Origin of the sequence: Sorangium sp. So ce145 (assembly GCF_051525985.1) — a bacterium.
Taxonomy (GTDB): Bacteria; Myxococcota_A; Polyangia; order Polyangiales; family Polyangiaceae; genus Sorangium; species Sorangium cellulosum_B.
In genome coordinates, this window is the sequence record NZ_CP150315.1 from 6,776,456 (window position 1) to 6,801,104 (window position 24,649).

At 73.6% G+C, this 24,649-nt stretch carries 22 protein-coding genes; 6 read left to right on the forward strand and 16 right to left on the reverse strand.

Annotated features, from left to right (window positions below):
- Nucleotides 1-3 precede the first annotated feature (3 nt).
- From aroC to WMF34_RS24920, 3 genes are read right to left on the reverse strand one after another with little or no spacing between them, the layout of a single operon-like run.
- Entirely contained in the window at nucleotides 4-1,188 is a 1,185-nt protein-coding gene (aroC, locus tag WMF34_RS24910; RefSeq protein WP_437989329.1) for a chorismate synthase, read from the reverse strand.
- Nucleotides 1,189-1,240: 52 nt separating this feature from the next.
- Complete coding sequence (gene murI / locus WMF34_RS24915; protein ID WP_437989330.1) at nucleotides 1,241-2,170, reverse strand: glutamate racemase; 930 nt, start codon at nucleotides 2,168-2,170, stop codon at nucleotides 1,241-1,243.
- Nucleotides 2,167-3,549: a homoserine dehydrogenase gene (locus tag WMF34_RS24920; RefSeq protein ID WP_231864236.1), complete on the reverse strand. Its 1,383-nt coding sequence runs from the start codon at nucleotides 3,547-3,549 to the stop codon at nucleotides 2,167-2,169. The genes murI and WMF34_RS24920 overlap by 4 nt, the downstream gene beginning before the upstream one ends.
- An 80-nt stretch (nucleotides 3,550-3,629) precedes the next feature.
- Here WMF34_RS24920 and WMF34_RS24925 point away from each other — a divergent pair, with 80 nt between their 5' ends.
- The 3 genes from WMF34_RS24925 to ribA all read left to right on the forward strand — a co-directional run bounded on the left by WMF34_RS24925 (nucleotide 3,630) and on the right by ribA (nucleotide 8,605).
- Nucleotides 3,630-5,555, forward strand: a complete 1,926-nt coding sequence (locus WMF34_RS24925; RefSeq protein ID WP_437989331.1) for a type VI secretion system contractile sheath domain-containing protein — start codon at nucleotides 3,630-3,632, stop codon at nucleotides 5,553-5,555.
- Nucleotides 5,556-6,149: 594 nt separating this feature from the next.
- On the forward strand, nucleotides 6,150-7,595 hold the full coding sequence (locus WMF34_RS24930; RefSeq protein ID WP_437989332.1) for an NAD(P)/FAD-dependent oxidoreductase: 1,446 nt from the start codon (nucleotides 6,150-6,152) through the stop codon (nucleotides 7,593-7,595).
- Between the two features lie 242 nt (nucleotides 7,596-7,837).
- Complete coding sequence (ribA, locus tag WMF34_RS24935) at nucleotides 7,838-8,605, forward strand: GTP cyclohydrolase II (protein WP_044965707.1); 768 nt, start codon at nucleotides 7,838-7,840, stop codon at nucleotides 8,603-8,605.
- A 106-nt stretch (nucleotides 8,606-8,711) separates the two neighbouring features.
- Here the strand turns inward: ribA and WMF34_RS24940 are convergent, their stop codons facing one another.
- From WMF34_RS24940 to WMF34_RS24950, 3 genes are all read right to left on the reverse strand, one after another.
- The gene (locus WMF34_RS24940) at nucleotides 8,712-9,221 is read right to left on the reverse strand and encodes a hypothetical protein (RefSeq protein ID WP_437989333.1); all 510 of its coding nucleotides are present in this window, start codon (nucleotides 9,219-9,221) and stop codon (nucleotides 8,712-8,714) included.
- A gap of 287 nt (nucleotides 9,222-9,508) precedes the next feature.
- Nucleotides 9,509-10,372, reverse strand: a complete 864-nt coding sequence (locus WMF34_RS24945) for a phosphatase PAP2 family protein (RefSeq protein ID WP_437989334.1) — start codon at nucleotides 10,370-10,372, stop codon at nucleotides 9,509-9,511.
- Nucleotides 10,373-10,424: 52 nt separating this feature from the next.
- Complete coding sequence (locus WMF34_RS24950) at nucleotides 10,425-11,003, reverse strand: TetR/AcrR family transcriptional regulator (protein ID WP_012237483.1); 579 nt, start codon at nucleotides 11,001-11,003, stop codon at nucleotides 10,425-10,427.
- A 338-nt stretch (nucleotides 11,004-11,341) separates the two neighbouring features.
- Here WMF34_RS24950 and WMF34_RS24955 point away from each other — a divergent pair, with 338 nt between their 5' ends.
- Nucleotides 11,342-12,544 carry an acyl-CoA dehydrogenase family protein gene (locus WMF34_RS24955; protein ID WP_437989335.1) on the forward strand — a complete coding sequence of 401 codons (1,203 nt, stop codon included), beginning with the start codon at nucleotides 11,342-11,344 and terminating at the stop codon, nucleotides 12,542-12,544.
- A 28-nt stretch (nucleotides 12,545-12,572) separates the two neighbouring features.
- Here the strand turns inward: WMF34_RS24955 and WMF34_RS24960 are convergent, their stop codons facing one another.
- The 4 genes from WMF34_RS24960 to WMF34_RS24975 form a co-directional block, all read right to left on the reverse strand.
- Nucleotides 12,573-13,598, reverse strand: coding sequence for a phosphotransferase enzyme family protein (locus WMF34_RS24960; RefSeq protein WP_437989336.1), 1,026 nt, complete (start codon nucleotides 13,596-13,598; stop codon nucleotides 12,573-12,575).
- The gene (locus WMF34_RS24965; RefSeq protein WP_044965710.1) at nucleotides 13,571-14,032 is read right to left on the reverse strand and encodes a hypothetical protein; all 462 of its coding nucleotides are present in this window, start codon (nucleotides 14,030-14,032) and stop codon (nucleotides 13,571-13,573) included. Before WMF34_RS24965 ends, WMF34_RS24960 begins: the two co-directional genes overlap by 28 nt.
- Nucleotides 14,033-14,117: 85 nt before the next feature.
- Entirely contained in the window at nucleotides 14,118-14,795 is a 678-nt protein-coding gene (locus WMF34_RS24970) for a class I SAM-dependent methyltransferase (protein ID WP_437989337.1), read from the reverse strand.
- A 209-nt stretch (nucleotides 14,796-15,004) separates the two neighbouring features.
- On the reverse strand, nucleotides 15,005-15,469 hold the full coding sequence (locus tag WMF34_RS24975; RefSeq protein ID WP_086018308.1) for a DUF1348 family protein: 465 nt from the start codon (nucleotides 15,467-15,469) through the stop codon (nucleotides 15,005-15,007).
- A 286-nt stretch (nucleotides 15,470-15,755) separates the two neighbouring features.
- Here WMF34_RS24975 and WMF34_RS24980 point away from each other — a divergent pair, with 286 nt between their 5' ends.
- Nucleotides 15,756-16,148 (forward strand): MAPEG family protein, encoded by a 393-nt coding sequence (locus WMF34_RS24980; protein ID WP_437989338.1) that lies wholly within the window; start codon nucleotides 15,756-15,758, stop codon nucleotides 16,146-16,148.
- 28 nt (nucleotides 16,149-16,176) lie between these two features.
- Here WMF34_RS24980 and WMF34_RS24985 read toward each other — a convergent pair whose 3' ends face one another.
- The 3 genes from WMF34_RS24985 to WMF34_RS24995 all read right to left on the reverse strand — a co-directional run bounded on the left by WMF34_RS24985 (nucleotide 16,177) and on the right by WMF34_RS24995 (nucleotide 19,488).
- Nucleotides 16,177-17,253, reverse strand: a complete 1,077-nt coding sequence (locus WMF34_RS24985) for an MBL fold metallo-hydrolase (RefSeq protein WP_437989339.1) — start codon at nucleotides 17,251-17,253, stop codon at nucleotides 16,177-16,179.
- Entirely contained in the window at nucleotides 17,250-17,825 is a 576-nt protein-coding gene (locus WMF34_RS24990; protein ID WP_012237491.1) for a TetR/AcrR family transcriptional regulator, read from the reverse strand. The genes WMF34_RS24985 and WMF34_RS24990 overlap by 4 nt, the downstream gene beginning before the upstream one ends.
- A gap of 118 nt (nucleotides 17,826-17,943) precedes the next feature.
- Entirely contained in the window at nucleotides 17,944-19,488 is a 1,545-nt protein-coding gene (locus tag WMF34_RS24995) for a dockerin (RefSeq protein ID WP_437989340.1), read from the reverse strand.
- A gap of 438 nt (nucleotides 19,489-19,926) precedes the next feature.
- Here WMF34_RS24995 and WMF34_RS25000 point away from each other — a divergent pair, with 438 nt between their 5' ends.
- Nucleotides 19,927-21,240, forward strand: a complete 1,314-nt coding sequence (locus WMF34_RS25000; RefSeq protein ID WP_437989341.1) for a CotH kinase family protein — start codon at nucleotides 19,927-19,929, stop codon at nucleotides 21,238-21,240.
- A 232-nt stretch (nucleotides 21,241-21,472) separates the two neighbouring features.
- Here the strand turns inward: WMF34_RS25000 and WMF34_RS25005 are convergent, their stop codons facing one another.
- The 3 genes from WMF34_RS25005 to WMF34_RS25015 are packed head-to-tail and all read right to left on the reverse strand — an operon-like array spanning nucleotide 21,473 to nucleotide 24,514.
- Entirely contained in the window at nucleotides 21,473-22,636 is a 1,164-nt protein-coding gene (locus tag WMF34_RS25005; protein WP_437989342.1) for a hypothetical protein, read from the reverse strand.
- Nucleotides 22,626-23,852, reverse strand: coding sequence for a FecR domain-containing protein (locus tag WMF34_RS25010; RefSeq protein WP_437989343.1), 1,227 nt, complete (start codon nucleotides 23,850-23,852; stop codon nucleotides 22,626-22,628). Before WMF34_RS25010 ends, WMF34_RS25005 begins: the two co-directional genes overlap by 11 nt.
- Complete coding sequence (locus WMF34_RS25015; RefSeq protein WP_012237496.1) at nucleotides 23,840-24,514, reverse strand: RNA polymerase sigma factor; 675 nt, start codon at nucleotides 24,512-24,514, stop codon at nucleotides 23,840-23,842. The genes WMF34_RS25010 and WMF34_RS25015 overlap by 13 nt, the downstream gene beginning before the upstream one ends.
- Between the last annotated feature and the right edge of the window lie 135 nt (nucleotides 24,515-24,649).

Here is a 24,649-nt window from a genome sequence, read left to right on the forward strand (position 1 = left end):
CCTTCAGTAAGAGCGGACCTGCTGGAGGTAGCTGTCGACGTTGCGCGAGAGCTCCGTGAGGCTGTCGCCGCCGAATTTCTCGAGCAGGGCGGCGGCGAGCGTGATCGCCACCATCGCCTCGCCGACGACCGAGGCGGCCGCGACGGCGCAGACGTCGCTGCGCTCGAAGGCGGCGTCGAACTGCTCCTTGGTGCGCACGTCGACCGACGGGAGCGCGCGCTTGAGCGTCGCGATCGGCTTCATGGCGGCGCGGCAGATGAGCGGCATGCCGTTCGTGATGCCGCCCTCGAGGCCGCCGGCGCGGTTCGACGGGCGGGTGAACGCGTGCGCCCCCTGATCGTAGGCGATGGGGTCGTGCACCTCGGAGCCCGAGATGCGCGCGGCCTCGAAGCCGATGCCGATCTCGACGCCCTTGATCGCCTGGATGCTCATCAGCGCCTGCGCGAGCCGTCCGTCGAGCTTGCGGTCCCACTGCACGTGGCTCCCGAGCCCGGGCGGCAGGCCCGTGGCGATCACCTCGAAGACGCCGCCGAGCGTGTCGCCCCGGTGCGCGGCCTCGCGGATGGCGTCGCGCATCGCCTGCGCGGCAACGGCGTCGACGCACGCGAGATCCGAGGCACGGGCGCGCTCCCGGAGCTCGGCGAGCGGGAGCTCACCCCCGCCCGAGGCGGCGGAGGTCGGCGACGCCACCGGGCCGATCGACAGGACGTGGGCGAAGACCTCGACGCCGACGGACCGGAGGAGCTTGCGGCAAACGCCGCCCACCGCGACCCGCGCCGCGGTCTCGCGCGCGCTCGCCCGCTCGAGCACGTCGCGCAGGTCCCGCCTGGCGTACTTCAGGCCGCCGGCCAGATCCGCGTGGCCAGGGCGCGGGCGGGTCAGCGCCTCGGGCGGCTCGGGGAACGGCTCGGGGCCCATCCGCCCGGCCCAGCTCGCGTGATCGCGGTTCTCGATCACCATGGCGATGGGGCCGCCGAGCGTCTCGCCGCCGCGCACGCCGGCGACGAGGCGGACGCGATCGGTCTCGATCTTCATCCGCCCGCCGCGCCCGTAGCCGCGCTGGCGACGCGCCAGATCCTCGTCGATGTCCTCCGCGAGGAGCGGCATGCCCGCCGGAATACCCTCGACGGTCGCCACGAGCTCCGGCCCGTGCGACTCGCCGGCCGAAAGCCACCTGAGCTGCGTCATCGTGTGGAAAACCTCCTCCGCGCCCGGAGCCCCGGGCGAAGCTTGCTGCGTATTACAGGTCGATCTGCTCCACGTCGACGCCTTGGGCGGAAAAAGGGGAAGAACGGCCAGCGGCGTCTCCGCCAACCTGGGTCGGAGAGCGGACAGCGGCGCCAGCCTGGGTCGAGGAGCGGAAGGCGCCGTCCGCGACGACCGGCTCCCCGAGGAACCTGGCCGCCACGGTGGCGAAGCTCTTCGGTAGATCCGTGACGAGGAGCGAGAGGCCGCCCGGCGTGCTCCGGGAGGTCGCGAGCCCCCGCTCGGCGAGGAACGAGGCCACCTCCTCGGCGGTCGCCGAGGCGCTGTCCACGATCGGCAGGGGGCCGCCGGCGAGCGACGCCGTCTCGGCCTCGATCGCGGCGCGGAGGAGCGGGAAGTGCGTGCACCCGAGCACGATCGAGCGGGCGCCCGCGCCGATGAGCGGCTCCAGGTACCGCCGCGCGACGAGCCGCGGGACCTCGCCCTCGAGCCACCCTTCCTCCGCCAGCGAGACGAGCAGCGGGGCCGCCTGGCCGGCGACCTCGGTGCGGGTGCTGAGCGACGCCACGGCGCGGGGATAGGCGCCGGACGCGATGGTCCCGGCCGTCCCGAGCACGCCTATCGTCGCGCCGCGCGACGCGGCGACGGCGGCGCGGGCGCCGGGCAGGATGACCCCGAGGACGGGCAGATCCAGCTCGACCCGGAGCATGTCGATCGCGACGGCGCTCACCGTGTTGCACGCGACGACGATCGCCTTGACGCCGCGGCCGATGAGCACGCGCGCGCAGCCGAGCGCGTAGCGGACGACCGTCTCCGGCGACCGCGTGCCGTACGGGACCCGCGCCGTGTCGCCCAGGTAGACGATGTCCTCCGCCGGGCAGCGCCTGCGCAGCGCGCGCACGACCGTGAGGCCGCCGAGGCCCGAGTCGAACACGCCGAGCGGCGCGTCGCCGTGGGACGTCACGGCTCCTCGATGCGGAACAGGTGCACCGGCTCGCGGAGGAACTGCTCGCGCGCGATGGCGTCGAGCGCGTTCCGCACGAGCCCCTCCCGCGCGTCGTGCGTGATGAGCACGACGTCCACCGCGGGCTGGCGAGCGGCCGCCCCGCCCGCGGGCGCCGCGCCCGAGCTCGTCGGCCCCTGCTGCACGATCTGCTCGATGCTGACGCCCGCGTCGCCGAGCGTGCCGGCGAGGCGCCCCATGACGCCGGGCCGGTCCTCGACCGCGAAGCGCAGGTAGTACCGGGAGACGATCTCGCCGAGCGGGCGGACCGCGCGGGGCTTGATCGACATGCCGCGGCCCTGCATGCCCGCGACGCCCGACGCGATCGAGCGCGCGACGTCGAGGATGTCGGAGACGACGCTGACCGCGGTCGGCAGGTCGCCGGCGCCGCGGCCGTAGACGAGCGACGGGCCGACGGCGCGCCCCTCGAGCAGCACGGCGTTGAGCACGCCGGAGACGTTGGCGAGCACGCTCTGCTTCGGGATCAGCGTGGGGTGCACGCGCAGCTCGATGGAATCGCCGAGGTCGCGGCCGATCGCCAGGTGCTTGATGGTGTAGCCGAACCGATCGGCGTAGCGGTGATCGGCCTCCTCGATGCTCCGGATCCCGGAGGTGTGCACGTCGGCGCTGTCGACCTGCGCCCCGAAGGCGAGCATCGCCAGGACGATGAGCTTGTGCGCGGCGTCGTGGCCGTCGACGTCGAGCGACGGGTCGGCCTCGGCGTAGCCGAGCGCCTGCGCCTCGCGCAGCGCGGCGTCGAACGACGCGCCCGTGTCGCGCATGCGCGTGAGGATGTAGTTGCAGGTGCCGTTCAGGATCGCGGTGACGCGCTCGACCCAGTCGCTCGCGAACGCGTCCCGGAGCGTCCGGATGATCGGGATGCCGCCGCCGACCGCCCCCTCGAACGCGAGGTCGACCTGCCGCGCCGAGGCCCGCGCGAGGAGCGCGGGGCCGTGGGCGGCGAGCAGCAGCTTGTTCGCGGTGACCACGCCCTTGCCGCGGTCGATGGCGCGCTCGATCAACGCGCGCGCGGGCGTCTCGCCGCCCATCACCTCGACGACGACGTCGATCGCGGGGTCGTCGACGACCTCCTCGGGGTTCGTGGTGAGCACGCCGCGATCCAGGGCGGCAACGCGCTCCTTCTCGAGGTCGCGCACGACCACGCGCTTCACGACGAGGGGGACGCCCGCGCGCTCCGCCAGGTAGCCGGAGTTCTCGGCCAGGAGGCGCAGGACGCCGCCGCCGACCGTCCCGCAGCCCAGGAGCCCGATCTGGATCGGGGCGCCCCCGCGGAGGCGCCTGCGATCGCTGGCGGCGTGAGGTTCAGGGTTCAAGTTCAAGGGCGGACCGCCTTCCGTCTTCATGCGCGCGGAGCTTAGCGCTTCTCGCGCCGAGTGGTGACGCCTATGCTGCGCTGGCCATGACGGAAAAGGGCGTTCTGGGCGACGAGTTCAGGTTCCACGTGGGCGAGGACGGGGGCGCCGTGGAGCGGGGGCCGCTGCTCCCGCTGCGCGTGCTGGTCGTCGCCGATCTCACCCCGCGCGATCCGCACAACGCCGGCGCGAGCCCGCCCGCGGGCGCGATCCGCGTCGACGCGAGCCGCTTCGATAACCTCTTCACGATGCTCCGGCCACGGCTCGCGATCGAGGTGCCGAGCGTGCTCGCGGCGGGCCGGGCGGTGCGCGTCGACCTCGCGCCCGCCGGGCTGAAGAGCTTCCGGCCCGACGCGCTGTGCGCCGAGGTGCCGCTGCTGCGCTCGCTGCTCGACGGCCGCCGGGTCCTGGATCGGCTGCGCGACGGCTCGGCCACGCTCGACCAGGCGCGCGCCGAGCTCGATCGGCTCTGGGGCGGCTCCCCGCTGGTGCGCGACATCCTGGGCCTCGTCCCGGAGCGCCGGGACGCCTCGCCCGACCGCTCCGCGCCCGCCGCGGAGCGGCCCGCGGCGCCGGCGCCCGCGCCCGGCTCGGACGTGGACGCGCTGCTCTCGATGGTCGACCTCGGCGGGGGCGAGGGCGCCGAGCCGGCGCCCCCACCCGCGACGCCGGGCAGCCTCGATCAGAAGCCGGCGGAGGCAGGGCGGTTCTCGGAGCTCATCGCGACCGTGGCGGCGAGCGCCCGCCCGCGCGCGGGCCAGCCCGCTCGGCCAGCGGAGGCGATCGCGCAGATCGAGCGCGCGATCGGCGCGCAGCTCGGCGCGATCCTGCAGCACCCCGAGGTGCGGCGCCTCGAGGAGGCGTGGCGCGGGCTGAGCCTGCTCGTGGAGCGCGCGAAGGCGGCGGAGGGCGTCCGGTTCGACGTCGTCAGCGCGCGCCCGGACGAGGCGGCCGGCGCGCTCGCGCGGGTGCTCGCGCAGACGGCGAGCTCCGAGCCGCCGGCGTCGGTCGCCATCGTGGACGTCGCGATCGACGGCAGCGCCGCGTCGCTCGCGCGGCTCGAGGAGATCGCGCGCGTCGCCGAGGCGCACGCGCTCCCCGCCGTGGTGAACGGCGACGCGCGCCTGCTCGGGGTCGACGATCTCGGCGGCGTCGAGCGGCTCGACAACAAGGCCGCGCTGTTCCGGGCGCCGCACCGCGCGCCGTGGCGCTCGGCTGCAGCGCGGCACGGCGCGCGGTGGGTCGCGATCGCGATGAACCGCGTGCTCGGCCGGACGCCGTACGACCGGTCGACCTCCCGGATCCGGGAAGCGGCGATCGCCGAGCAGCCCGGCGATGAGGGCGGCCGCGTCTGGATCTCGCCGGCGTACGTCGTCGGCGCGCTGATCGCGGGGAGCTTCCGCGAGACGGCGTGGCCCTGCCGCATCGCGGGCGCGAAGGGCGGCGGCACGCTCGGGGACCTGCCGGTGCACGAGGTCAAGGGCGCGTACGAGGGCGACGAGGGCGTCGCGATCCCGACCGAGGCGTTCGTGTCCACGGACACCCAGCGCGAGCTCTCGAAGAGCGGCGTGCTCCTGCTCGCGTCGGCCCCGAACAGCGACGCGGTGTACGTCCTCGCCGCGCCGACGGCCTACGTCCCGCCCGAGAAGCTCACGTACGACAGCCCGACGGCCGAGCCGGACGAGCGCCTCGAGCGCGTCTCGCTCGTCGATCAGCTCTTCGTCGCGCGCGTCGTCCAGTTCCTGCGCGCGCTCTGCTCGAAGCTGCCCCCGGACAGCGACCCGGCGGAGGTCCAGCCGGTCGTCGAGGGCGCCCTCTGGGCGCTGTTCGAGGGCGCGCCGCCCGCCAGCGTCGAGCTCACCGTCAAGGCGGGCCGCGGCGAGGGCGGCGCGCAGATCGCGGTCACGGTGCGCCCGCGCCGCTTCCTCGGCGTGGGGCTCGACGAGGTGTCGCTGGAGATGCCGCTCGGCTGAGCCCACGCCCCGGATTGACGCCGCCCGGCGCGCGGGGGAGGATCGCCGGCATGCGGCTCCGCGTAGCGATCCTCCTCGCTGTCCTGAGCACCCTCGTGACCACGTGCCAGCGGCCTGTGGCGCCGCAAGCGCCGACGTCCGACTGCGGCTGCCGCAAGAAGTAGCCCGGCGCCCATCGCGGGACGACGGGTCACGTCGCGCGTTCCCGGGCGCGCGGCATTGCAACGCACGTCGAGCGTCTCTCACGAGACGCGAGGACCGGATCGTGCGCGGTGCTCTCTCTCACACCCACCGCGGAGCGGCCACCCGCCGGCGGGCGGCGGCGCCTCGATACGGCCTCTCCTGGCCTGTCGCGCCGGAGGTCCATCTTCGATGGCGACGAAGAGCGCAGGAGTGATCGCCGCTTTCATCTCGACGGAGCGCGTGGAGTTGCGTAGTTGCGCAGCTGCTCAGTCGGGCGCTGGCACGTTGCGCGGGTCGCGCGCGATGTGCGCAGCGCGCTCAACGCGGGTTGAGCGCCTCATCACGAAGCGAGCATTGCGCCGGCCTTGCGGTCCTCGGGGGCGGCCCGAGGATTGCAATCCTGGCGGCTTCATGAAGCCTTGCACCCAGGAGGACATCCGCTCCAATCGCCCGTTCGCCGGCCGCAGGGCGGTGGTGATCGGTGGGAGCATCGCGGGCCTGGTGGCAGCCCGCGTGCTCGCCGACCATTTCGGCGAGGTGGCCGTCGTCGAGCGCGACGCCATCCCGGATGACCTCCGCGAGGCCCGCAAGGGGGTGCCCCAGGCTCGCCAGCTCCACGGGCTGCTCGCCCAGGGAGAGCGGATCCTGAACGACCTGTTCCCCGGTTTCACCGGGGATTTGCTCCAGGACGGAGCCATCGCGTACGACTTCGGGCTCGGCCTGGCGTGGCACCACCACGGCGCCTGGAAGCCGCGCTTCGAGACGGGGGTGCGGACCGTGTGCATGACCCGTCCGCTGCTCGAGGCGCACGTGCGCCGCCGCGCGTTCGCGCTGCCGAGAGTGCGGCGCCTGGATCAGCGCGAGGTGGTGGAGCTCTCGGCGTCTCGCGATCGCTCCCGGATCACGGGCGTCGTGCTCCGGCAACGCGACGAGGGCGGCCAGATCGAGCGGCTGCCGGCGGAGCTCGTGGTGGACGCCAGCGGGCGCGGCTCGCGCGCGCCGGCGTGGCTCGAGGCGCTCGGCTACCGGCGGCCCGACGAGTCGACCATCCAGGTCCGGGTGGGGTACGCCAGCCGGCAGTACCGGCCGCGGGATCCGGCAGAGCTCCCGTGGAAGTCGCTGTACGTCCTCGGCTCGCCGTCCGACAGCCGGCGGTTCGGCTGCATCGCGCCGATCGAGGGCGGGCGCTGGATCGTGGTGCTGGCGGGCCTGTTCGGCGATCACCCGCCCGCCGATCCCGAGGGCTTCCTGGAGTTCGCCCGGGGCCTGCCCAACGACGCGCTCTACCGGGCGCTGCTCGGGGCCGAGCCGGTGACGGACGTCGCCGTCTCCAAGTTCCCGGCGCACCTCCGGCGGCACTACGAGCGGATGGCGCGGATGCCCGAGGGGCTCGCCGTGCTGGGCGACGCGCTCGCCAGCTTCAACCCCGTTTACGGCCAGGGGATGACGTCGGCCTGCCTCCAGGCGCTGGCGCTCGACGCCGCGCTCAAGGAGCACCGCCGCCGCGCGGGGCGCGGCGCGATCGCGGGCCTCACCCGCCGCTACCACGCGGCCGCGGCGAGGGCGGTCGACCTGCCGTGGCGGATGTCCACGGGGGAAGATCTCGCCTACCCCGAGACCCGGGGCCGGCGGCCGTTCCTCCAGCCGATCATGCGCTGGTACACCGCGATGCTGCACCGGGCCGCGCAGGTCGATCGCGAGGTCTATGTGCGCTTCGTGCGCGCGTTGCACATGCTCGACGGGCCGGAGGCGCTCCTGGATCCTCGCTTGATCCTGCGCGTGCTTCGCGCGGGGCGGTCAGGGTCGCTGCCCGAGGTGGCCGCGGCCGGCGGGGCCCACCGAGGGCAGCCCGAATGACGCCTGAACCGCTGAGCCCGCCGCTTCGCTCCGGCGCGTGACCACGGCGACGGCTCCGCGCCGGGCGAGGGCCGGTATCGGCGGGACGAACGCGCCGTGGTGCCGTGTCGACAGGCCTCCTCCGGCGGGGGGCCGCCCCGCGCGGCTGCAGAGCGTTGCCTGGCCGTCGTGTTCTGGTAAGACGTGCGCGCCTTTACCCACGACGGATCGGCTCGCGAGGCGGCTCCTCGCGGAGGCAGGACATGACCGACTCGATGAATGCGCTCCTGGGGCTCGTCGCCCGCGATCGAGAGCACGACTGCGATGGGGTTGGCCACGCGAACGTCTGCGTGCGGGTGGTCGGCGTCGCCGAGCTGCCGACGCGCGCCGGCCACTTCCGCGTCGTGGCGTTCTGGAACAACCGAGACGCCAAGGAGCACATCGCGATGGTGCACGGCGACGTCATCGGCGCCTCGAACGTACCGACGCGGCTGCACTCCGAGTGCGTGACAGGCGACGTCATGGGCTCGCTGCGCTGCGACTGCCGCGATCAGCTCCTCGAAGGGTTGAAGAAGATCCAGAGCATGGATCGGGGCATCCTGCTCTATCTGCGCCAGGAGGGCCGAGGGATCGGGCTCATCAACAAGATCCGGGCCTACGCGCTGCAGGACCAGGGGCTCGACACGGTCGAGGCCAACCTGGCGCTCGGCTTCAGGGACGATGAGCGCGACTACGCCGTCGCGGCGCACATGCTGCGCAGCCTGAACGTGAGATCGATCGAGCTCATCACGAACAACCCCAACAAGGTCCAGCAGCTGACGCAATACGGAGTCTCCGTGGCCGGGCGCATCCCGCACGTGATACCGCCGAACGATCACAACCGCTTCTACCTGGAGACCAAGGCGAAGCGGTCGGGGCATTTCATCGACACGTGGGGCAAGCCGCACCTGGTCGAGCAGAGCGATCCGGTCGTGGTCGACGGGATGGCGCCCCCGGAATCCGAGCCGGCCGAGCCGGCGCCCGCGGGCTGAGGCCCCCGCGGGCACGGGGCCCAGGCTCAACCGCCTTTGCGGCCGCGAGCCTCCATCGATGCCCGTCCGGCGCCACGGCGGCGCCGTGCGGCGGTGTCGAATCGTCTCATGGCGCGGCGCCGGTCAGGCGGCGAACCCGGTCCGCGTGGGGGCTCGCCGGGAAATGCGAGAGGAATTCCCCGGCGCGGGCGCGCGCCTGGCCAGCGCGCCCGCTGCGCAGCAGCGCGTCGATCGCGACGATCTCCCGGTCCGCCGCGAGGCGCCCCTCCGGGAACTCGGCCCGGTGCTCGTCGAGCAGGGCGAGCGGCGCCTCCGGCGATCGCGCGAGCACCGCCCTGATCTCCGCGAGCCGCCCGGCCTCCCGGAGCAGCTCGTCGCGCTCCAGCAGCGCGGCCGCCGTCGCGGCGGGCCGAAGCGTGGGCTCGCCCTGACCGGCGCTCCCCTGGGGCAGCTCCCGGCCCACGCCGGGCGCGGACCGAGGCTGCAGATCGGCGCCGGGCGCCGGCACGGGCGCCCCGAGCGCTTGATCGCTGCAACCTGCGAGGAGGGCGAGGAGCGGGGCGGCGAGGCCTCCCGCGATCCACCGGGTGTGTGACGAATGGTGAACGACATGCATGTCGTCGACTCCTTCATGGGGCCGAGCTGGCGGAACCCCGCCGAGACGCGCGCGCGAAAGCGCGCGTGCCCATCGCGGGACCGCAGCTCGCCGTCGCCATGGCCGCCTGAGCGGCACGGCGTATTCGACGTAATGAGCTAGCGCTCCAGCAACGACGGCCCGAGCACCAGCATTCCTAGCTGACAGGCGTATTGTAAAAATGAACTATCGGTTTGTCAACACTGCTTACTTAGGCCGTCCGAAAGCAGCGCTGCCGCTTGCCGACGGCCGAAATCGCGCTATCCGGCTCAGAAGGCGCCGGCGACGCCCACGCCCGCGCCGCCGCCCGCCGGCGCGAGGGAGAGGCGAAAACGCGGCGAACCAGGCCCGGCAACGCCCGCGCGCGGGGCATGAAACAGAGCCGGGATCAGCACGCCGGAGGCGGCGCCGAATACGGCGCCCGTGAGCACATCGGTGAAGTAATGGCGATCGCCGGCGATGCGCAGGTAGCCGGAGAGCGCGGCGATCGCCATTCCGTTCGCCCATACCCACGGCGCCGCGCGATAGCCGCGCATCGACGCCACGGTGCCGCTCGCGGCGGCGAGCGAGAAGACGGCCGTGGAGTGGCCTGAGAAGAACGAGAGATCGTCGTCGTGCGGGAGCGGACCCGAGGGGCCCTCGCCCGCGCGGAGCACATCCGGGTTGTCGTGATGGGCATAGGGCCGCTGGCGGCCGGCGATGTACTTGGTGATCTGGTTCATGTTCATCGCCACCACCATCGCTTCGGTGACGATCACGAGATCGGCGGCGATGTTGTCGGAGCGGCCGTCGTACCACGCGGCGAGCGCCGTGAGGCCCAGCGCTGCGGCGGGCGCGACGCCGAGGACCGTCACGTTGCTGAGATCATGAGCGGTGTTCGGGTTGCGTCTCCAGACCAGCGCGTCGCGGATCGACGTGTCGAGGGCGTTGGCCGTGCACCAGCGGCACGATTCGGGGGCGAGGCCCTTCTTCGCGAGCTCGGACGCGATCCATGCGGCGCCGCCGACGACGGTGATGGGCAGATCGATCTCGGGCCGGTACGCGAGCTCGGGGGACGGGTCGGCGGCAGCGGCCGGCGAGGACGAGACGGCGACGAGGAAGGCGGACAGCGCGAGCGCGGCGGTAGCACGCATGACGGGCGCGAGCGTAGCCGGGGCGGAGGCGCACGGAAATCCGTCGCGGGCGTCAGGCGCGCGACGGCCCCGGCGTGGCGAGGAGCAGCCCGTCGAGCAGGCGCGCGTGGGCGTCGTCGACCAGGTTCCGGAGCGCCGCCGGCCCGGCCTTGGAGAGGGCCCCCGACGCCGCGAGGGTGGCGAGGCCGTGGTGCATCGCCCAGATCGGGACCGCGAGCGCCCACGGATCGCCGGGCGGGAACGCGCCGGCGCGCTGCGCCTCCTCGATGAACCCGAGGAGCACCCCCAGGTTGTGCGAGGTGGCCGCCGCGACCCGCGGGTCGTCCACGTCCACCTCGCCGGAGTACATCACGTGGAAGGGCGCGGGGTGCTCCAGCGCGAAGGCGACGTAGGCGAAACCCGCGGCCAGGAACCGCGCCCGGAGGTCGCCCCCGGCGCCCTCGAGGGCGGCCGAGATCCGCGCGCCGAGCGCCGCGCTCGCCTGGACGGCGAGCTCGGTCATCAAGGCGCGCTTGTCCGAGAAGTGGCGGTAAGGCGCGGCGTGCGAGACGCCGATGCGCCGCGCGACCTCGCGCAGCGTGAAGCTCGCGTTCCCTTGCTCCTCGATCAGCGAGAGCGCCTCCTCCAGCACGGCGCGCCGGAGGTCGCCATGGTGGTAGGGCCGGTCGACGGGGCGCGGCGCGGGCGCGGGTGAAGGGCGCGGCGCGGTTGCGGGTGAGGTGCGCGCGCTCGGACGGCGGCGCCTTGCGGGGGAAGCCACAGCGCAGGCGCACGATACCACGAAGGCCGCGGTCCCACCGAGCCGCGTGGCCCGGGATCGCGGATGCAGGGCCGCGAGCTCGGGAGCTGCCTGTCGTCGCGAAGAAAATGTAGGCATCGGAAACTTTCCCCATGTTGTCAGTGTCATCATCGGGCGCGCGGGCGGCCGGTGGCCGGCGCGCTGCACCTGATCCAGGAAAGGAGCCCCGTATGTCCGAGCCCCGTCGATCCCCCGAGCGCGAACGCCTCCTTGCCGCCGTGGAGCGTGTCCGCGGCGTCGCCACCGCCCACGCCGAGGCGTCCGAGCGGCTGCGCACGCTCGCGCCCGCGGTCGTCGACGCCCTGCAATCGAGCGGCCTGCTCGCGATGGCCGCGCCGCGCGCGCTCGGCGGCGTCGAGAGCGACCCGCTGACGCAGGTCGAGGTCTTCGAGGCGATGGCGCGCGCGGACGCGTCGGCGGGGTGGTCGCTGATGATCAGCGCGCTGCTCGCCGCCCTCGCCGGGGGCACCCTGCCGGACGAGGGGGCCCGCCAGGTGTTCGCAGGGCCGTTCCCGACGTTCGCGGGGCTCCAGATTCCGACCGGCCTCGCGCGGCGCGTCTCCGGGGGGTACGTGCTCGAGGGCCGCTGGGCCTTCGGCAGCGGCGTGCGGCACGCGTCGTGGGTGTTCACCTGCGCCATCGTGGCCCCGGAGGGCGCGGCCCCTCCGGCGGGGCCGCCCGAGATGATCAGCCTCGCTGTCCCGCGCGAGCAGGTGGTGATCGAGGACACGTGGGACGTGGCCGGCCTGCGCGGCACGGGGAGCGACCACTACCGGATCGAGGGCGCGCTCGTGCCCGAGGCGCGGGCGTGCCCCTTCCCCGCGGCGCCTCAGCGGCGCGGCGGCGCGCTCTACTCGCTGCCGTTGCTTGCCCTGCTCGCGGCCGGTCACGTCGGCTTCGCGCTCGGCGTCGGGCGGCGCGCGCTCGACGAGATCGCCGCGGTCGCCCCGCGCCGCGTGAAGGCGTGGCCGCAGCTCGCGCTGGGCAGCCACGCGGCCTTCCACATGGACCTCGGGCGCGCGGAGGCGAAGCTCGCGGCGGCGCGGGCCTATGCGTTCGACGTGCTCGGGCGGATGTGGGACCAGGCGCGCGCTGGAGAGGCGCTCTCGATCGAGGACTGGGCGGCGATCCGGCTCGTCCAGACGGTTGTGACCGACGTCGCCGCGGAGGTCACGGGCTTCGCCTACCGGGCCGGCGGCGGGGGCGCGCTCTACGCGGCGAGCCCGCTGCAGCGGTGCTTCCGGGACATCCACGCGGCGACGCAGCACATCGCCGCGACCGACGACGCTTACGAGTTCGCGGGGCGCGCGCGGCTCGGGCTCGCCGATCTGCACCCGATGCTCGCGCCGCGGCCGCCTCGGGCGGTGGGTTAGCTCGACAGGGCGGCTGAGCGACCCGCTCTCAGTCGGGCTCCGGCCACGCCGGCTGATCGCCGAGGATGCGCGGCCTGTGGCGCTCCAGATAAGCGCGACACCAGGCGTCCGGCGCCTCGCGCCGGCTGACCCGGCGGATCGCCGTGTAGAGCACGAGCTCGCGCAGTTTCATGAACCGGTCCATCTCCGACAGCCACCGCGCGGAGAGCGCGTTCTCCCGGGCGTAGCCGTCCAGGAACCTGTCGCGGAACCTCCGGAGGAGCTCGGGCGGCCGCCCGGGGCCGAGCGGGTCGATCGCGACATAGAAGAGGACGATCCCGAGATCGCTCGCGAACCACTCGTAGGCGCAGTCGTCGAAATCGATCAACGTCAGCGCGCCGCCGTCCTTGAGCACGTTCCCGAAGTGGGCGTCGGTGTGCACCAGGCCGAAGGCGTCGCGGTCCGTCGGCAAGGCCCGGAGCTCCGCGATGAGCCGCTCCAGCCGACCGCCGATCGGGTCGCGCTCGTCCTCCGGCAAGAGCTCGCGCGCGCTGGTGAAGTCGCCGTCCTCATGCCACGCATGACGCCGCCTCGCCGACGGAGGAACATACACCTTGGTCGCGGCGTGCAGCCGCCCGAGGAGCCGCCCCCAGGCGGTCGCCACGTCCGGCGTCAGATCGCCGGCAGAGAGCGGAGCGCCTGGCGCCTTCGCGTACGCACGCACGCAGACGGCCTGGCCGGGCCCGCCGAGCAACGCCGCGTAGCGGCCGTCGGCGGCCCGGAGCGCCGGGGCGGCGCGGACGCCATTCGCTGTCAGGTACTCCAGCCATTCGCACTCCGCCTCGACCGCGTCCACGGACCTGCGCCCGGGATCCCCGAGCTTCAGGACGAAGGTACCGTCGCGCCGCCGCGCCTCGAACACCTGGCTCTCGAAGCCGCCGATGTGCCTGCAGGTCGCCGGATCGAAGCCGTAGAGCGCAAGAGCGCGATCGAGGACGGCGGGATCAGCGGGAGTCGTATCGTCCGCTCCGGAGGGCAGCCCCGCGGTCAGGGCGGGCTGCCTTCCGGCGGGCACGCGACCCGCTGGGGCGGCGGTGGGTTGCACATGACGACCACGGGAGGGCCTCCGTCGCGAGAGGGCTGAGGCGGCGGGCAGGTGTTCGGGAAAAACTGCCTGCACGTGCCGTCCGGGCCCCGGATCACCTTCCCTCCCTGCGCGGGCTGCGGAAGCGGCTCCTCCTCGCCCTGCGCCGCCGTCGCCCCGGCGTTCTGCGACGCCTCCGGTGCCGCCGCGTCCTGCGTCTCCGTCGTCCCGGCGCCGCTGGACGTGGCCGCATCCCCCACGCCAGACGAAGACGTCTGCATGAGCTCCAGGCGCGGCGGGTTGGCGATCAGGTCCGGCGGATCGGGCTGCGGCTGAGACGTGCCACAAGCCGCTGCGCCGCCGGCCACCGTGACGACGAATGAGGACGCGAGCACGCGGCGGCGCCGGCGTGACGAGAGCTTCATGGAGACCATCCTAGACCGATGGCCCGACCCACGTCACCCGAACGGCGAAGCGCCGCCGCGCGCGGCGAGGTCGGCAGGACGTTGCTCAAGCCCCAGGCGGAAGGCGCGCCGTGCGCCTGAGCTGCACGGACAGGAGCCGCGGCGGGTCGCTCCTGGCGGCCTCCGCGTCGCGCCACTCGCCCAGGTGAACGAGCTCGAACCCGGCCCCCAGGCCGCCGTTCACGTACTGTGACACGTCATGCAGGAACGCGGTCACGCGCTCGGGCTGGCCCGTCTCCGGGTTGACGAAATTGGCCTGGCCCCCGCGCATCTGTCGCACGGGGTGCAGCTCGCACAGGAAGAGCTCTCCTCCCGCGCGCAAGACGCGGGCAGCCTGGGCGAAGACCGCGTCGATGTCCTCGATGTGCTCCAGCACGAGCATGGCAATCACGACGTCCGACGAGCCCTCCGCGAGGGGCCAGGAATCGCGGATGTCGTGCTGCACGAACCGGACGCGAGGAGAAGACACGCGGTCCCTCGCGCGACGCAACATCCCCTCGGAGAAATCCAGCGCGAGGACGCTCCTCGCCTGCTCGTCGAGCCACTGCGTGTTCCGCCCGGTGCCGCAGCCGATCTCGAGCACGTCCCGGCCAGCCAGCGCCAGGCCGCGTTGCCGGAGGACCTCCGCCGCCAGCTCGCGGGTCCGGTTGAAATCGTCATCGTACGTCGCGGCCCAGCGATCGTAGGCCGTGGCGATCTCGGGTTTGTCTGGAGAGCTGGACATGAGCTCGCTCGGCATCCTGCGTCGTTCACCCACCCAAGGACACGCCGTCGACCAGGATCGCGAAGGCCTCCCGGTCTACCGAACGCCCTCGACGCCGGGGAATCTATCGGGGGCACGGCGACCGTGTCAACAGCCCATCACCGGAGCATTCAAGTGGCGAGACCCACCGCAGAAGCAGTCTCGGGCCGGCGCGGTGACAGCCGCCACAACTACAAGCTGAGCTCGCTCAGCCCCGGATGCTCGTCGGGTCGCCGCCCGAGCGGCCAGTGGAACTTCCGCTCCTCCGCCGCGATCCGCACGTCATTGATGCTCGCCTCGCGCCTCCGCATCAGCCCCTGCGCATCGAACTCCCACTGCTCGTTGCCATGGGACCGGTACCAGTTGCCGCTGTCGTCGTGCCATTCATAGGCGAAGCGCACCGCGATCCGGTCCCCGGTGAACGCCCAGACCTCCTTGATCAGGCGGTAGTCCAGCTCCCGCTGCCATTTGCGGTGCAGAAACGCCTCGATCGCCGCCCGCCCCTCGAAGAACTCGGCCCGGTTCCGCCAGCGGCTATCGACCGTGTAGGCCTGAGCCACGCGCGCGGGATCCCGACTGTTCCAGGCGTCCTCCGCCAGCCGCGCTTTCCGGGCGGCGGTCTCTGCGGTGAAGGGCGGCAGCGGCGGGCGCGACACGACAGGATCTTCGCTCAAGGTGCACCTGAACGAACCTTCCTCGAATCTCCCATCCCCGGCAACCCCTTTCACGCGAAGCTCCCCAGGGCCGTACCGCGGACCGGCCGCTCCCGGCCTGCCACCGGCGCGCGCCCGTCGCTCGAGCGCGCCGCCCCGCGGGACGGCCCTGCCCGCTCCGGCGCAGGCGCCGTGGGAGCGGCCACGGCGCTTGGCGCTCGCGCCGGCGGCGGGAGCTCGTTAGAGTCGCTCCGCGCTCCGAGGAGCCTGTGCGCTCGAGAGGGATCCGATGACCATTCCGTTGACGTGCGTCTTCATCTCATTTCTCTTGATCTACGTGGCCCGCCTGTTCGTCGCCAGGGCGCAGGCACAGCAGCCCGAGGGCCTGGACAACCGCAACCCGCGCGACCAGCAGGCCAAGCTCACCGGCATCGGGCGCCGCGCCCTCGCCGCCCACCAGAACGCCTTCGAGGGGTTTGCGCCCTTCGCCGCCGCCGTCTTCACGGCCCACCTCGCGGGCGCCGACGCTCGCTGGAGCGCCATCCTCGCCGTCACCCACGTCGCCGCGCGCGCTCTCTATCTGGTCATGTACATCGGCGACAAGGCCTCTGCCCGGACCGCTGTCTGGATCATCGGCTTCGCCGCCACCGTGGGCCTCTTCCTCCTGAAGTGGCTGGTCTGAACGCCGCGGCGGGGGCGCCGTGGCAGGCTCAGCGCGGCAGGGGCATCCACGCGCCGTCCATCGGGACGTGGACCTGCGCGGGCAGGTTCTTCGAGGCGGCGCGCTGGGTGAACGCCGTCACGGGCTCGCGGTAATGGGCGAACGTTGTGTGGTGGATGGGGATCACGTGGCGGGCGCGGAGCAGCGCGGCGGCGGCGACCGCCTCCTCCGCGTCCATCGTGCGGAGGCCGCGCGCGCCGTCGACGCCGACCGCGCCGAGGTGCGGGAGCCAGAGATCGATGGGCGCGAAGCGGGCCGCCACCGCGCGCATCGGCTCGGTGAAGACCGAATCACCGGTCCAGTAGACCGAATAGGGCGCCGCGCCCTCCCAGCGGAGCACATAGCCGTTGCCCTTGCCGAGCGTCGCGTCGAGCGCCGCATCGTGGGCGTGGTTCGCCGGGACGGCGAGGATCCTCAGGCGGCCGGCGCGGGTCGGGAGCACGGCCTCGTTGTCCCAATCGAGTGGCGTCAGCTTCGTGAATCCGGCGGCGCGCGCCGCGCCGACCGCGTCGGGAGGTAGGATGAAGGTGACGTCCTTCGGGAGCGTCTCCCTCGCGACGGCGTCGAAATGGTCAGCATGGTTGTGGCTGAGGAGGATGACGTCGAGGTGCCCGATCGGCTCCGCAGGAGGATCGGTATAACGGGCGACCGGCGCGTTCTCGACGCCTGTCGATGGGTGCTTGGGGAGCACGAACGCCGCTGGGCCGCGCGGGCCGAGGACGGGATCGGTGAGCAGCCGGAGGCCGTCGCGCTCGAGGATCGCCGTCGGGCCGCCGCGCCACTGGAGGCGCCCGCTCGAGGCCTCGGTCGCGGCGGCCTCGCCGGCCGGCGGCGCTGTCGCGGTGGCCGCGCCGGCCGGCGGCGCGCTGGCTCCGCCGCGGTCGGGCGAGGCACAGGCCGTCAGGGAGAGCGCGAGCAGCGCGGCGATCACCGAGCCCACGGGCGCCCGTGGCCTGCGCGGGCGACCCATCGAGGGCGCGCCTCTGCCGGGCTCGGCCCCGGCGGGCTGCGGGAGCTGCTCGGCACGTCCATTCCACCTGTCCGGGACACCCGTGATCCGGTTCATCGTCGTCGCCTTCCTGGCCGCGCTGTTGCGATGAGGTTCTCGGCGAGGGACCGCGCGCGCGCGGCGGCGCCCGGTCCCCCCTCGCGGACGGCGGTCACGATCGCGCCGTCGATCAGCAGCAGGATCTGCGGCGCCAGCGCGCTGGCCAAAGGCACGCCGGCTTCGCGCAAGAGCCGCTCGAAATAGTCGATGAGCCGCTGCTTGTGGCGCTGCGCGGCCTCGTGCGCCGGGTGGCTCCGGCTCGCGACCTCGACCATCGTGTTGAGGAACGCGCAGCCGCGAAAGTCGTCCGCGGCGAACAGCTCGGCGAGCGCGTCGAAGACCGCGAGCGGCCGGTCCCGCGGATCGCCCGCGAGCGCCTCGACTCGCACGGCAAGCCACTCGCGAAAGCGCGCGTCGCGCGCGTCCAGCACCGCCACGAGCAGGTCGTCCTTCGTCGGGAAGTGGCGGTAAAAGGTGGCCTTGGCGACGTCCGCCTCGGCGATCAAGCGATCGACGCCGACGGCACGATACCCCTCGGCATAGAAGAGGCGCTCCGCGACCTCGAGGATGTGGCGTCTGACGTCCCGCACAACGCTGTTCTAGACAGACAGGTCTGTCTTGTCAAGCGCGCGGAGATGCGCCTGGAGATGCGCCTGCGGACCGCCGCCCGCAGGCCCTCCGATCGGAACGCCGCGCTGGAGCCACCCGTCAGGGGACGTTCATCTCGAACGCCACGCTGTAGTTCGGCTGCGCCTTGCCCGTCGTCGAGCCGACGAACGGATCGGAGTCGCGCAGCTGACCCCAGCGGATCGTGCCGCCCGCCATCGACGTCCCGTCGGTCGTCATCGCATAGCCGACCATCACGCCGGACGCGGGGAGGTTCCGCGCGGTGATCTGCACCGAATCGCCGGAGATCTCCACGCCGCTGATCGGGATCCGGGTGTTGCCGCTCCAGAGCTCGAAGCCGCGGCCCTGCGCCCACTCCGTGAACGCGGTCTGGTGGGGAGACGGCAGCGCGCTGTCCCAGGCGAGCGGCGGCACCGGGACATGGAAGTGCACGGTGACGACGTTGCCGCTGCGCTCGACGCGCGTCGGCTGGAGCGGCTGCCAGTCCTTCCCGAGGACGACCTTCTCGAAGTAGATCTGGCCGAGTTTCTCGCCGAGCTGCTGGTAGCCGTTCGCGTTCAGGTGGATGTGATCGTCGGCATACGGATACTGGTACTTCGGACCCGAGCAGACGATATCGCCCGGGTGATCCACGCCCACGCGCCACTGCGCCTGCGTCGACGTCGACCGCGTGCCGGCGTCGGTGTGCACCGAGTTCTGCTGGGACACGAGCAGGGGGATGCTCCGCGACTGGCCGGTGATCCGGAGGAGATCCTGGTTGTAGTCGGACCACAGCTTTACCAGTTCATCCCCGTAGGTCGCGCTGCCGGCGTCGGACTCGCCGTGCGTGATCACGATGGCGCCGACGCCGTACGTCTTGCCGGCACCCCTGGCGAGGCGCGCGATGGCCTCCGCCTCGAACAGCGTCGCCGCGTAGGCGCGGCCCATCGACGTGTCGCCCGTGGCCGTCTGGGTGGCGCCCTTCCGGAGGACGCTCATGGGCTGCCCGCTCTCGCCGACGACGGTGTGCACCGTGACGTGGTCGCCGCCGGCGGATGCCTCCGCGAGGGACGAGATCTGGTCGGCCATGGCCGTGTGCGGCGTCTCGCCATAGATGTTCTTCGGGTAAGCGCTGGGGTAGGTCGTCGCGAACCCGCGGATCGGCTCGACGAGCGGCACCAGGGAGAGGGCCGTGCTGGCCGCATCGAAGGGGGGCACGCTCGCGTTCCCGAGGGACAGCTTGAGGTTGTGGAAGCGCTGCGTGGTGGTGCGGGGCGGCGTGCCCTCCGCGCCGACCGAGAGGCTCTGTCCCGTGCCGACGATGCCGCTCCAGTCCCAGAGCGGCGCCGGCGGCGCGCCGCCGCCCCCTTCGCCAGCGCCGCCAGCGCCGCCGGTGCCTGCCGCGCCGCCGCCCTCTTCGCCGGCGCCGCCGGTGCCCGCCGCGCCGCCGGAGCCGCTCGCGCTGCCCGCCGCGCCCTGACCGCCGGCGCCGCCGGAGCCGCTCGCGCTGCTCGTCGCGCCCTGACCGCCGGCGCCCTGACCGCCGGCGCCAGAGGACGTCCCGCCCGACGAGTCGCATCCGAACGCCGCGAGGAGGAGAGCGAGCGTGCCTGACGAACCGAGGCTCAAGAACGAAGATTGTCGCATGTTGGCTCCTTGCCGCTGCACGAGCGGGCCGGGTGATCGCGCGGCCCGGAGCGTCGATCGTCAGGCCGCGTGGTGAAACCACGACCGGCCATAGCACGGAGGCGCAGAAAAACTGAACCGATTCAGTCGTTGAGGATCTCTTGAGGACCTCAACCTCGGTCGGAGGCTCGGCCGGGGCGTCTACCTCGGTAGGGTCTCACGGGCCTCATCACGGGCGCCGCAAGGCTGCCGGACCGTGGCGCGGCGCTGCGGGGCGGCTTCGATGCGGGTGGGCACAGCCCTCCGTCAAAGGACCGGCAGGGGTCCGAGACGGCTCACGGATCGTCTCGGTTCATTCCTGTGAGCCGTCCGGGGGCGGAGGCGGTCCCTTGGGTCGACCGGGACGCGTCGCGATCCTGCGCGATCCTGTCCGCGCATGCGTTCGAAGGAGTGTATGAAATGAATCGATTGCTTGGCTTCATCATGATGGCGACGTCGAGCATCGCCATGGTCGGTTGCGGCAGCGACGGCAGCGATGCCGGCACCGGCAGCGGTGCCGGCACGGGCGTCGGTGGCGGCGGCGGCAGCGGTGCCGGCAGTGGCGGCACGGGCGTCGGTGGCGGCATCGGTGGCGGCACGGGCGTCGGTGGCGGCACGGGCGTCGGTGGCGGCGGCGGCACATTCTCGCTGGACACGGACACCGGCTGCTCCGGCGTGTTCAATCCCGATCAGATGCTGGAGTACGCCATCACGATGGCGCCCGACGATTACGCCGCCATCCTCGCCGACACCACGTTCTCGCTCTCCGTCCCCGGGGAATTCAGCTGCAACGGCGGTGCGCCCATGCAAGTCGCCATCGAGCGCAAGCGCTCGGGAGGCGCCACGAAGGTGGGCCTCAAGGTCGACCTGAATTCGACGGTCGCCGAGCAGACCTTCTACGGCTTGAAGAAGCTGGGGTTCGACAACGGCACGAGCTCCGGCTCCAATCAGGACGACGCCACGCCGCGCGACGTGATCGCGGAGTATCTCGGCTGGCGCTTGATGCGCGCGGCGGGCGTCATGGCCAGCCGCAGCGCGCTGGCCAAGATCAGCGTCAACGGCGGCCCGGCGATGGTGTACGTGCATGTCGAACAGATCGACAAACGTTTCCTTCAGGATCGGCTGGGCGAAGACGACGGGTGGCTCTACAAGAAGTCCGGCGGCGACGGCGACGGCTTGAAGACGCACGAGAGCGACGGCGTCGAGAACCCCCACGAGGCATGGTACTGTTTCCTGAAGAAGGGCGGCTGTGCCAGCCCTGACGACGCGACGCTGGCCGAACAACTGCCCACGCGCGCCGACATCCCGCAGATGCATCGCCTGGGCGCCGTCAACGCCATCATCGGCAACACCGACGGCCTGCTCTACAAGGACAACAACTACTACCATTACGACTCCGTCGGCGGGAAGCGCACCTACTTCCCCTGGGATCTCGACACCACCATGTCGGCCTCGGTGAACATCATCAACGGCAGCGTGCCCGGGGGCACCACCGCCTTCACCGACGCGTTCTTCAGCCGCTGGGAGGCCGACTACCTCGCCATCGTCCAGCAAATCCTCGACGAAGAGATCACCACGTCTTTCGTGGACGCCGAGCTCAACCGCGTCCTCAGCGTTGCCGCTGCGCCCATCGACGCCGACCCCGCCCTCGCCGGCGGCGCCGCCGACGCGGTCTCCACGCTGAGCGCCTGGTGGCAAGAGCGCCTCCCGGAACTGAGGCGACAACTCGAATGAGCGCGCGGCCAGGCTGATCCACCCCAACCCAACAGCACCTTTTAGCGCGCCCGCCGGCCTGGCAGGCCTCGCGAGCCGCCGGAGCCAGTGAACCGCGCGCGTGTTCACGAGCGTTCGACGATTGATATTCATCGGACCGCGCCATGAATGGGGTGTGCACCGGATTGTGATCGCCGCCCGTGGCGGCCTCCGCGAGGGACGAGATCGGGTCGCCAGCGCTCACCTCGATCCGTCAGAGGCGCGCCTCCAGGGAGAGCGAGACGGCGAGGAGCGGGCGGCCGTACCGGGTCGCGCCTGCGGCGGAGCCCGGGCTGCCGGCGCTGCGCTCGGGGTACGGGATATCGATGGCTGGAAGCGCGGCGCCGGCAAGGCCGCCGAGGCGAAAGCCCGCGTGATCGTGCACATACCAGCGCACGGCCGCCTCGACGTGCGGAACCGCCGCACACGCGGCGCCGGAGGCGCCGTCGAACACCGGCGACGCGAGGAGCGTCTGGTAATGGAGGCGCAGCACGGACGCGCCCGCCCCGAGCGTCGCGAGGCCGTGGCCGCTCGCGAAGGAACGCGCGCCGCCCGCCGCGGCGCCGACGAAGGAGACGCCGTGCTCGATCCGCCCGCCGGGGACGCTCCAGGACGTGCCGCCGAGCGTCGTGGTCCCGTCCACCGCGACGTACCAGCCGCGGAAGATCGCGGACGCGCCGATCGAGAGCGCCGGCGTCGCGGGGACGTCGCCGAAGGCGACGAGCAGCGTGGGGCCGACCGAGGCGGCGAGGCGCGTGCGTGGCCGCGCGCCGCCGCCGGCGCGCTGGGAGGAGGGTTGATCGGCGGGCGAGGTGGAGCTCGAAGCGGGCGCGCGGGTAGCGGGCGACGCCTGAGAGGTCGTCGCGGCAGAGGCCGCCGGGCGCGCGGCGGACCCGCCCTCGGGGCTGGACGCCGAGGGCGGGTGACCGTGGCCGCCGGCAGCGGCGACGCCGGTCGAGGGAGGGCGGGAGGCGTCGCGGTGCAGGAGGCGGGCGCGAAGGAGCTCGACGGCGGCCAGGGCGAGGACCTCGGGGCCCTCGCCGCGGCGCACCGCGACGTCGAGCTCGCCGCCCCCGTGCCGCGCGGCGAGGGTGATGGTCGCGCGCTTGCGGGCGACGACGACGCGCGCGTCGGCGTCCTCGGGGTCACCCGTGGTGATGTGCACATCGAGCGCGCGGAGCTCGTCGCGGATCCGCTGGAACGTCGCGTCCGCCGGGTCGCCGGAGAGGGACACCGTGGCCCGCGCGGGCGCGCTGGCGCTGGCCGGGGCTCCCGCCGCGTCCGGCGCCGCGCCGAGGAGGCCCGGCAGCGCCACGAGCGCCGCCGCGAGGCGGAGACCGGCGGCCGCGCCGCGCGCGGGGTAGCGCTCAGCGCGCATCCGCGAGCGAGCGCGCGAGGGGCGCGTAGGCGCCGTGGGGGTACTCGGCGAGGTACCGGAGCGCCGCGCGGCGCGCGACCTCCCGGTCCCGCCGTTGCTGGAGCTCCAGGCTCCGCCCGAGCGCCTGCTCGCGCAGCGCGCCCCCCGGCGCCTCGCGGAGGTACGTGTCGAACCAGGCGAGCGCGTCGGCGGAATCGCCGAGCTGATCCGCGGCGAGCTTGCCGAGGAGGAACGCCGAGTCACCGCGCGCGCCGTGCCGCGCGCGCAGGGCGAGCAGCGCGGCGCGCGCCGCGTGCGGGCGCCCCGCGTAGCGGGCGGCGTCGGCGAGCAGCCGGAGCTCGTCGGGCGCGGCCCGCGCGAGCACGGCGTCGATCCCCAGCCGCTCGACCGCCGCGAGCGCCTCCTCGTGGCGCCCCGCGCTCGCCAGGGACTGCCAGCGCGGCGCGGCGTCTGTCCCGCCGGCCGCCGGCGCGCGCGCGGAGCGATCTCCGTCCCTGGGCGGCGCCGCGGCCGCGGCGCTCGCGCCTGCCGGGGGGGCAGCGACCGCGTCGCTCGCCGCGGGCTCGTTCGGCGCGGTGAGGTCGAGCCGATCGCCCGCCGAGAGCCGCGCCGTCCCGAGCTCCGGGCCCGTCACCTCGACGCTCCCCTCGGCGAGCGCGAGCGTGAAGCGCCGCGCCTCGGGCGCCCAGCCCGCCTCGAAGCGCGTCCCGGTCACGCGCACCGCGTAGGGCCCGGCGTGGACGACCCAGCGCGCGTCGCTCCGGTGGACGACGCGGAAGTCCACGGCGCCCCGCTCCACGCGCAGCTCCGCGCCGCGCGCGTCGGTCGCGAGGACCTGGAGCGCGGACGCCGCGTCGAGCCGCACGGAGGTCCCCTCGGCGAAGGTGAAGGCGACGGGCGCGTCGCGCGCCTCGACCCGCGCGCCCGCGCCCGGCGCCGGCTCGCCCGCGGGGGCCGCGCTCGGCGCGGCGGCGAGCCCGGGCCCGCGCTCGGGCGCCCAGGCCGCGCGGAAGCTCGCGGCGCCCCCCGCCGCGAGCAGCAGCGCGGCGGCCGCGGCCCAGAGCGGGTAGCGCGCCCGGCGCGGCCGAGCCTCGACCTCGGCGGCGAAGAGCCGCGCGCGGGCCGCGGCCAGCGTCTCGGCCGGCCTGGCGCGCTCGTCGGATGTGCGGGCCACCTCGGCCCCGAGGGCCTCGATGCGTCGTGTCACGGGGTCCATCGCGCGCCCTCCTCGATCCAGGCTGCGAGCACGGGGTCTCGCCGGGCAGCGCTCACGAAGCGCGCCTCGGCCCGGGCGATCCGCCGCTTGATCGTCGCGAGCGACACGCCGCCGGCGGCCGCGGCCTCGGTGAGCTCCATCCCTTCGATGTAGCGCAGCGCGAAGGCCACGCGCTCGTCGAGCGGGAAGGACTCGAGCAGCCGGTAGGTCCGATCATGGGCCTCCCGGAGCTCCGCGTCGGCGCCGCGCGCCGGGAGCTCGGGGAGGTCCTCCGGTGAGAGGAAGCTCAGCCAGCTGCGGGCCTTGCGCTGGCGGATGCTCTTGCACGCCGTGTGGACGGCGACCGACCTCATCCACGACGTCAGCGCCGCCGCGTCGCTCACCTGGTGGACGCTCGAGTAGGCCGACACGAAGGCGTCGTGCACGACGTCCGCGAAGGTCGTGTGCCGCTCGGTCCCGAGGATGCGGCGCGCGATGCGCTCGACGAGGGCGCCGTAGCGCTCGAAGAGCATCGCCTTCGCCCAGGGGTCCCCGCGCTGGAGCCGCCGGAGGAGCTCGGCGTCGTCGCGCTCCACCGGCAGCGCGACGAGCTGCCCGCCGCTCGGCGCGGCGCCGGCGCGGCTCGCGGGGTGCGGCAGCGCCGAGCGAGATCCGCTAGGCACGGCGGCCTCCTCGACGGGACGCTGCGAGGTCGCCGGGCCGAGGCGCGGCGCTGCGGGGCGGGGCGGCTTCGATGCGGGTGGGCACGGCTCTCCGTCAAGGGACCGGCAGGGGTCCGAGACGGCTCACGGATCGTC